Raw genomic sequence first — 7,701 nt, 5'->3', positions numbered from 1 at the left:
CGAGGCCGCGAAGGGGCCGGCACAGTTACCCTCTTCATCGCCTGAACCACCGCTTTCGCAGCCTCGCTGCAGCTCGACAACTCCCACAGGGGATTGGCTGTGTTGGGGGATTTTGGTCTGCAGGGACATCGCGACAAGCGCAGCGCTCAGTAACGGCACCGTTCAAATGTGGGAATTGTCGCGCCCCAGCGAGGCCGCGAAGGGGCCGGCACAGTCACCGTCTTCATCGCCTGAACCACCCCTTTCGCAGCCTCGTTAAAGCTGACAACTCCCACAGGGGATTGGCTGTGTTGGGGGATTTTGGTCTGCAGGGACATCGCGACAAGCGCAGCGCTCAATAACGGAACCGTTCAAATGTGTGAGTGGTCGCGCCCCAGCGAGGCCGCGAAGGGGCCGGCACAGTCACCGTCTTCATCGCCTGAACCACCGCTTTCGCAGCCTCGCCGCAGCTCGACAACTCCCACAAGGGATTGGCTGTGTTGGGGGATTTTGGTCTGCAGGGACATCGCGACAAGCGCAGCGCTCAATAACGGCACCGTTCAAATGTGGGAGTTGTCGCGCCCCCATCGAGGCCGCGAAGGGGCCGGCACAGTTACCCTCTTCATCGCCTGAACCACCGCTTTCGCAGCCTCGCTGCAGCTCGACAACTCCCACAGGGGATTGGCTGTGTTGGGGGGATTTTGGTCTGCAGGGACATCGCGACAAGCGCAGCGCTCAGTAACGGCACCGTTCAAATGTGGGAGTTGTCGCGCCCCAGCGAGGCCGCGAAGGGGCCGGCACAGTCACCGTCTTCATCGCCTGAACCACCGCTTTCGCAGCCTCGCTGCAGCGCTACAACTGCCCCCACCAATGGATCAGCATCAGCCGGGGAAGTTGGCGCGCAGGGTCTCCAGACCATCGCTGTACACGCCGGCGAACAACGCTTGCACCGCTTCCTCCGTGGTGCCCGCGGCCGGCGTGAACACCCCGGACCAGGTCACTTTCGCCGACGTTTCAGTCAACGCTTCGACCTGCAAGGTTGCCAGGTAGGCGCTCACCGGAAACGGCGATTGTTCAATGGTGTAGCTATAGGTTCGTGCCACATTGTCGAAGGTTTGCAGCCGTTCGACTATCTGGCCGCCATCAGCGGTGTGCAGGTGACGCACACGGCCGCCTTCGCCTGGCTCGCTCTTGGCGATAAAGGGCAGCCAGTCAGGCAGGCTGTTGAAGCCGCCGATCAGTGTCCAGACCTGGTCCGCCGACGCAGGGATTTCAATCACAGAAGACGCTGTTGCCACGGTAAATACTCCAGAGCATTAAAAAATTCAGATCGCCATGCTGTCGACAACACCACCATCAACCCGCAACGCGGCGCCGGTAGTGGCAGACGACAAGGGTGAAGCAATGTACGCCACCAGGTTGGCCACTTCATCCACATTCGCAGCGCGCTGGATGATCGAAGTGGGCCGCGCATTGCGCACGAACACATCGGCCTCGTCTCGCGCGGTGCGCCCGGATTGTTGCGTGGCCTCCTTGAGCATCTGTTCAAGGCCATCGGTAAACGTCGGCCCCGGCAGAATTGCATTGACCGTCACGCCGGTACCCGCCAGACGCTTGGCCAGGCCATGGGACACCGCCAGATTGGCGCTTTTGGTCACGCCGTAATTGATCATGTCCGCCGGAGTCGCCACACCGGATTCGGACGACACAAAGATCACCCGCCCCCAGCCCTCCTCGACCATGCCCGGCACGTAATGCCGCGCCAGGCGCACGCCGGAGATCACGTTGACCTCATAGAAACGCGTCCATTCACTGTCCGGTGCTTCGAAGAAATCCACATCATTGAAGATGCCCAGGTTGTTGACCAGGATGTCGGCGCGGGGTTCGGCGGCGAACAGTTTTTCGGCGCCTTCGGCCGTGCTCAGGTCGGCCACCAGGCCGCGCAGATCGGCGCCCGGCACCGCTTGGCGAATGCTGGCCAACGCATCGTCAACCTTCCCGGAATCACGCCCGATCACCACCACGGTGGCGCCGGACTGCGCCAGTGCCAGGCTGATGCCCAGGCCGATCCCGGCCGTGCTGCCGCTGACGATCGCTACTTTGCCGCTTACATCGATTTTCATGGGTGAACTCCTGAAGTTAAAGCGGCAGAGGCGCACGAAGCGAAATCAACTGCGCATCGCGCAACGCCTGCCAGAAGGCTGCTGGAATCTGTTCTGACAACGCCGCCACGTCTTCGGCAATACGCCCCGGACGACTGGCACCGGGAATCACCGCAGCCACGGCCGGGTGTGCCAGGGAAAACTGCAGCGCGGCGGCCTTGACGCTCACGCCAAATGCCTGGGCAATCGCCTTGATCTGCTCGACTTTGCCGATGATCGCCGGGCTGGCCTGCTGGTATTCAAAGTGCGCGCCGCCGGCGAGGATGCCGGAGCTGTAGGGGCCACCGACCACGATCTCAACATGCTGTGCGAGTGCCGCGTCCATCAGGCGCTGCAAGGCACGGTCGTGGTCCAGCAGTGTGTAGCGGCCGGCCAACAGGAAACCATCGGGCTGGGCTTCAGCCAGGTCCAGGGTCAACTCGCACGGTTCGACGCGGTTCACACCCAGGCCCCAGGCTTTGATCACGCCCTCCTCGCGCAAACGCGTGAGCACCTTGAAGGCGCCGGTGCGGGCCTGGTTGAAGTATTCCAGCCACTGGTCGCCGTAGAAGTCCTGGGCGATATCGTGAATCCACACGATGTCCAACCGGTCGGTGCGCAGGCGCTCAAGGCTGTCTTCGATCGAGCGAAGGGTGGCGTCGGCGCTGTAGTCATTGAGCATTTTGTTCCGACGGCCATGTTCGAACACCCCGCTTTTCTCGCCCAGGTCGCGGGCGCTGTCTTCGACTTCGTCGAGAATCACGCGGCCGACTTTGGTGCTGAGCACGTAGTCGTCGCGGTTGTACTTGGACAGGGCCTGGCCCAAGCGCATTTCCGACAAGCCCGAACCGTAGAACGGCGCGGTATCGAAATAACGCACGCCCTGATTCCAGGCGGCTTCGACGGTGGCCTGGGCTTCGTCTTCGGGAATGGCGCGGAACATATTGCCCAGCGGTGCGGTGCCAAAGCCCAATACGCCGGGCAGTGTGTCTTTCAAGCTCATGATGGGTTCCTCAATCGGTTCAAGGTCGTGTTGACCGTTGAGCAGATCCTAGATTGCACAGATCGGACCGTCCAAGACATACTGCGACGAACTTGAGTCCCGATAGGTCTTACATGATTGATCTACGCCAGCTGCGCTATTTTGAAGTGGTCGCCGAAGAGGAACACGTCGGCCGCGCCGCCGAGCGCCTGCATATCTCCCAGTCGCCTTTGAGTCGGCAGATCGCCCAGCTTGAAGAGCGCCTGGGCCTGACGTTGTTCGAGCGCAGCCAGCAACGTATCCGCCTGACCCGCGACGGCCAGACCTTCCTCGCCGAAACCAAGGCACTGCTGACCCACGCCAATCGCCTGGAGTCCTTGGGCAAGCGCCTGGGCCGGGGTGAAGAAGGCGGTTTGTGCATCGGCTATATCGAGAACGCGATGCACGCCGGTGTACTGCCCAATGCGTTGCGCATTCTGCGTGATGACCGGCCTAACGTGCATATCAAGCTGTATAACCTGCCCTCCCTCGAACAGTTGGAAGGCCTGCGCCAACGCAGCCTGGACATTGCCCTGGTGGGCGAACCGCCGGCGGCCGACGATCCGGACCTGACCGCCCGGCAGGTGCTCGATGACCCGATGCTGTTGGCCTTGCCCGAACATCACCCGCTGGCGCAACAGCAGGCGTTGTTGCCTGAACACCTGGCCGAGCAGCAATGGATCGGTGTGCAACGCAAACCCGGCGCCAACCCGGCCGACGACTTTGTGGCCGCGTGCATCCGCGCCGGTTTCACGCCCCGGATTCCCATGGAAGCCAGCGAGCCCTTCACCGCATTGGGCCTGGTGGCATCCGGGCTGGGCGTGGCGATGGTACAGAAAGGCCTGAGCCGCAACGCACCGCCAGGCGTGGTGTTGCGCGAACTGCCGTGGCTGAGCTACACCACACCGCTGTGGGCGGCGTGGCATCGGATCAACTTGCGCCCATTGGTGGAGACTTTTCGCAAGGTGCTTACCGAACCCCAGGCTTGATGCATCCAAACTGTGGGGGAGCTTTCTTCCGGTTGCGTATATCAGCTATAGATGAGCTGACTGCCACACCGCTATCGGGAGCAAGTCAAATCGGCGCGTCGCCCTTCCCGCATTGGACCGAGTCCGTATTCGATAACTTGTAAAATTCGGCACTTCCCCCTAGCTTATGCGCCCCCCGCCCAGCGCTTTAAGGCCTTGCCCAATGGTTTTGCGTCTTCGTCCCGTCGTTACTTCACGTTTCGCCCTCGGACTGCTGCTCAGTGGCGGCATCGGTAACAGCCTGGCGACGCAGATCGAACTGCCGGCGGTGAAGGTTCAGGGCCAGGAAGAGTCCGGTTATCGCTCTGAAACCGCCTCGGTCGGCGGCTTCGATGCGGCGCCCCTGCTCGATACGCCCGCCTCGATCAGCGTGATCAACGCCGCGCTGATCCAGGACCAGCAGGCCCGCCTGCTCAGCGAGGTGTTGCGCAACGACGCTTCGGTGGGCGACAGCTACGCGCCCATCGGCTACTACGAAAACTTCGTGGTGCGCGGGTTTTCGCTGAATGCGGCGAGCAGCTACAAGATCAATGGGCGCACCATCACCGGTGAGCAGAACGTCGCGCTGGAAAACAAGCAACAGGTGGAAGTGCTCAAGGGCCTGGCAGGGTTGCAGAGCGGTATTTCCGAGCCCGCCGGTGTGATCAACTACGTGACCAAGCGCCCCGAGGACGTGCGCTCGGTAACGGTGTCCACCGATGATCGCGGCAGTGGTTATGTCGCCACCGATGTCGGCGGCTGGTTCGGCAGTGAGCAACAATTCGGCCTGCGCGCCAACGTCGCCCATGAAGACCTCAATGCCTATGTCGAACACGCCAACGGCCAGCGTGATTTTGTGTCCCTGGCGTTCGACTGGAACATCAGCCCGGATGCCGTGCTGCAACTGGATGCCGAATACCAGAACAAACAGCAGCGCTCGGTGCCGGGGTATCAATTGCTGGGCGGCACTGAAGTGCCTCACGACGCTTCACCGAAAAAGCTGCTGGGGCATCAGACCGGGGGCAAGCAGGTGGGTATCGATTCGCTGAACCTCAACGGCAAATTTGAATACCGCTTCAGCGATCAGTGGAAAGGCAGTGTCAGCGCGGCGCGCAGCAAGGTGGTGATTGATGACTACAGCTCGTTTGCGTGGGGCTGCTACGGGTCGACCAGCTGCTCGGCAAGCGTGCCGAACTACTTCAGCCCCGAAGGCAACTACGACGTCTATGACTACCGCAGCCCCGACGATACGCGGCGCGACGATGAAGTCCAGGCCACCCTGACCGGCCTGTTCGACACCGCCGGCATCGGCCATGAACTGACCTTCGGCACCAGCGCGTTTCGCCGGGTGGTCGACAAGCGCAAGTCGGTCAATGAGCTGATTGGCACCGCCAATATCGACGCAGATGCGCCGAGCTTCCCGCCGACTGATAAACCGTTGAACGACAGTCACCGCAACCTCGACAGCCGCCAGTACGGGGTGTTCGTCACCGACCGCATCCGCTTCAACGAACAATGGCAGACCATCCTTGGTGGCCGCGAAGTACGCCTGGATGAAACAGCCTTCGACGGCGTCACCGGCAACCCGACACGCCACACCCAACAGTACGTGTTCCTGCCCCAGGCCTCATTGATCTACAAACCGGTGGAAAGCGTTTCGCTGTACACCAGCTACAGCAAGGGCCTCTCCCTGGGCGGAACCGCGCCGTGGTTCGCAGAAAACCCAGACGAAACACTGGCGCCAACGGTATCGCGCCAGATCGAAGCCGGGGTGAAATACGACTGGCGCCGCATCAGCTTCGCCGCCGCTGTGTTCCAGACGCGTCAGGCTTATCAGTATGCGAAGCCGGAAAGTGGCGAGTTCGTCTACGTGCAACAGGGCGAGCAGAAAAACACCGGGATCGAAGTCTCCGCCAACGGCTGGGCCACCGAGCGCCTGCAGATCGCCACCAGCGTGGCGGCCATTCGGGCACGGGTGAATGGCAGCGGCACGCCGGACTATGAAGGCCACCAGGCGATCAACGTGCCCACGCTGCGCGCCAGCGTGTACGGCGACTATGCGTTGCCGTGGGTCGATGGCCTGGCGGTGCTCGGCGGTGTGCAATACAGCGCCAAGAAGTACGCCAACCGCAACGGCAATGTGGAGGTGGGCGATTATGCGGTGGTCAATATCGGCAGCCGCTATACCACCCGGTTCGATGGCTATGAAACGGTGTTTCGCCTGAGTGTCGACAACCTCTTCGACAAACGCTACTGGCGCGACGCCGGCGAGTACATGGGCGATGACTATTTGTTCCAGGGCGCACCGCTGACAGCGCGCCTGAGCGCATCGGTCAACTTCTGAAAACCCGCGGCGTTGCCAGCCACAACGCCGCCAGGCCGCACACCAGCAGGCTCCAGCCCAGATCCTGAGCCCAGGCCACCAGCCCCAGCCCGCTGCCAATCACCAGGTAATACAACAAGCCAAACAGTGCGCCAGCGGTGCCAAGACGATCTCGATAATCGACCAGCGCCGCCCCGAGCACGTTGGGGATTGCCATGCCGAATGCCAGCACCACCAGCAGCATCGGCCATACCAGCAAGGCACTGTGTTGCAGGGCTAACACCAAGAGACTGCCGACCACCGCCACCAACGCAGCGACGAACACCAGATGATCGCTGCCCATCCCACGTTTGAGCAGAATTTTATTCAGCCACGCGCCCAGGCCAGACCCCAGCGCCAGCAGCACGCCGCTGTAGCCGAACTCGGCAGTGGAGCGCCCTTGTTGCGCGAAGATAAACGGCCCCACGCTGTAATAGCTGAACAGCGCAATATTGAACGCCGCGACCAACCCCACCGAGCGCCAGATTCCGGCATCCTTGAGCATCAGGCCGAATGTTTCACCAAGGGCGGTCGTGGGCAGCGAGGCCGGACGCGTTTCCGGCAAGGCCCACAGGCTCCAGCCCCATAACACCAGCGCTAACAGCAATAACCCACCGAGCACGCCGCGATAACCGAAGAGCTCGACCAGACTCGCACCGCTGAACAATCCGATGGCAGGGCTTGCCGCCAGCGCCATCCCCATCGCGGAAAATACCTGGGCCAATTCGGCACCGTGGAAACGGTCGCGCAACAGCGTCTGCGTGACCACCGATCCGACCGCAGCCCCGAAGGCGCCAGCGGCCTGCGCCAGGAGCAAGGCGTTGAATGTTGCCGCGTTCAAGGCCAGGGCCATGGCCCCCGCGTAGACCGCAAGCCCGGTCAACATGACAGGCCGGCGCCCCCAACGATCGCTCAAACGCCCCCACACCACCACGCCTACGGCGAAGGCCAGGAAGTACACCGACAGCGTCTGCCCCGCCCGTTCGGGCGCGACAGCAAAAGCCCGGCCGATATCGCCCAGGGCCGGGCTGTACAAGGTCTGCGCCAACTGCGGGAACATCAGCAGGACCATGACCAGTATCAGCAGATTTTTCGACTTCATCACCAGATCCATCCCTAAACACACCGCAGGGATTCTAGAGCGCGGCGCCTGGGGTATTATCAGGACTTCGACACTTTACCCTTGAAATC

6 protein-coding genes are annotated in these 7,701 nt (G+C 62.0%); 2 read left to right on the top strand and 4 right to left on the bottom strand.

Going from position 1 to position 7,701, the window contains the following annotated elements; genetic code table 11:
• Positions 1-860 precede the first annotated feature (860 nt).
• Genes Q1V60_RS01265 through Q1V60_RS01255 form a run of 3 tightly spaced genes read right to left on the bottom strand, consistent with a single transcriptional unit; the run spans position 861 to position 3,123 of the window.
• Positions 861-1,277: an SRPBCC family protein gene (locus Q1V60_RS01265; protein ID WP_300626858.1), complete on the bottom strand. Its 417-nt coding sequence runs from the start codon at positions 1,275-1,277 to the stop codon at positions 861-863.
• Between the two features lie 27 nt (positions 1,278-1,304).
• Positions 1,305-2,102 carry an SDR family oxidoreductase gene (locus Q1V60_RS01260; protein WP_300626857.1) on the bottom strand — a complete coding sequence of 266 codons (798 nt, stop codon included), beginning with the start codon at positions 2,100-2,102 and terminating at the stop codon, positions 1,305-1,307.
• A 16-nt stretch (positions 2,103-2,118) separates the two neighbouring features.
• Positions 2,119-3,123 carry an aldo/keto reductase gene (locus Q1V60_RS01255; protein ID WP_300626856.1) on the bottom strand — a complete coding sequence of 335 codons (1,005 nt, stop codon included), beginning with the start codon at positions 3,121-3,123 and terminating at the stop codon, positions 2,119-2,121.
• A 113-nt stretch (positions 3,124-3,236) separates the two neighbouring features.
• Here Q1V60_RS01255 and Q1V60_RS01250 point away from each other — a divergent pair, with 113 nt between their 5' ends.
• Both Q1V60_RS01250 and Q1V60_RS01245 read left to right on the top strand, forming a co-directional pair.
• Entirely contained in the window at positions 3,237-4,130 is an 894-nt protein-coding gene (locus Q1V60_RS01250; RefSeq protein ID WP_300626855.1) for a LysR substrate-binding domain-containing protein, read from the top strand.
• A 202-nt stretch (positions 4,131-4,332) separates the two neighbouring features.
• A complete protein-coding gene (locus Q1V60_RS01245; RefSeq protein ID WP_300626854.1) occupies positions 4,333-6,492 on the top strand; it encodes a TonB-dependent siderophore receptor in 2,160 nt (719 codons plus the stop codon).
• Here the strand turns inward: Q1V60_RS01245 and Q1V60_RS01240 are convergent.
• Complete coding sequence (locus tag Q1V60_RS01240) at positions 6,482-7,612, bottom strand: MFS transporter (protein WP_300626853.1); 1,131 nt, start codon at positions 7,610-7,612, stop codon at positions 6,482-6,484. The two genes, Q1V60_RS01245 and Q1V60_RS01240, sit on opposite strands and share 11 nt — an antisense overlap.
• Between the last annotated feature and the right edge of the window lie 89 nt (positions 7,613-7,701).

Origin of the sequence: Pseudomonas sp. (genome assembly GCF_030147005.1) — a bacterium.
GTDB lineage: Bacteria > Pseudomonadota > Gammaproteobacteria > Pseudomonadales > Pseudomonadaceae > Aquipseudomonas.
This window is presented reverse-complemented; position numbering and strand designations above follow the sequence as displayed.

Bases quoted from the DNA above. Each gene is read 5' to 3' on its own strand.
- Q1V60_RS01260 (WP_300626857.1), bottom strand. From the start codon at position 2,102: ATGAAAATCGATGTAAGCGGCAAAGTAGCGATCGTCAGCGGCAGCACG.
- Q1V60_RS01255 (WP_300626856.1), bottom strand. From the start codon at position 3,123: ATGAGCTTGAAAGACACACTGCCCGGCGTATTGGGCTTTGGCACCGCA.
- Q1V60_RS01250 (WP_300626855.1), top strand. From the start codon at position 3,237: ATGATTGATCTACGCCAGCTGCGCTATTTTGAAGTGGTCGCCGAAGAG.
- Q1V60_RS01245 (WP_300626854.1), top strand. From the start codon at position 4,333: ATGGTTTTGCGTCTTCGTCCCGTCGTTACTTCACGTTTCGCCCTCGGA.
- Q1V60_RS01240 (WP_300626853.1), bottom strand. From the start codon at position 7,612: ATGAAGTCGAAAAATCTGCTGATACTGGTCATGGTCCTGCTGATGTTC.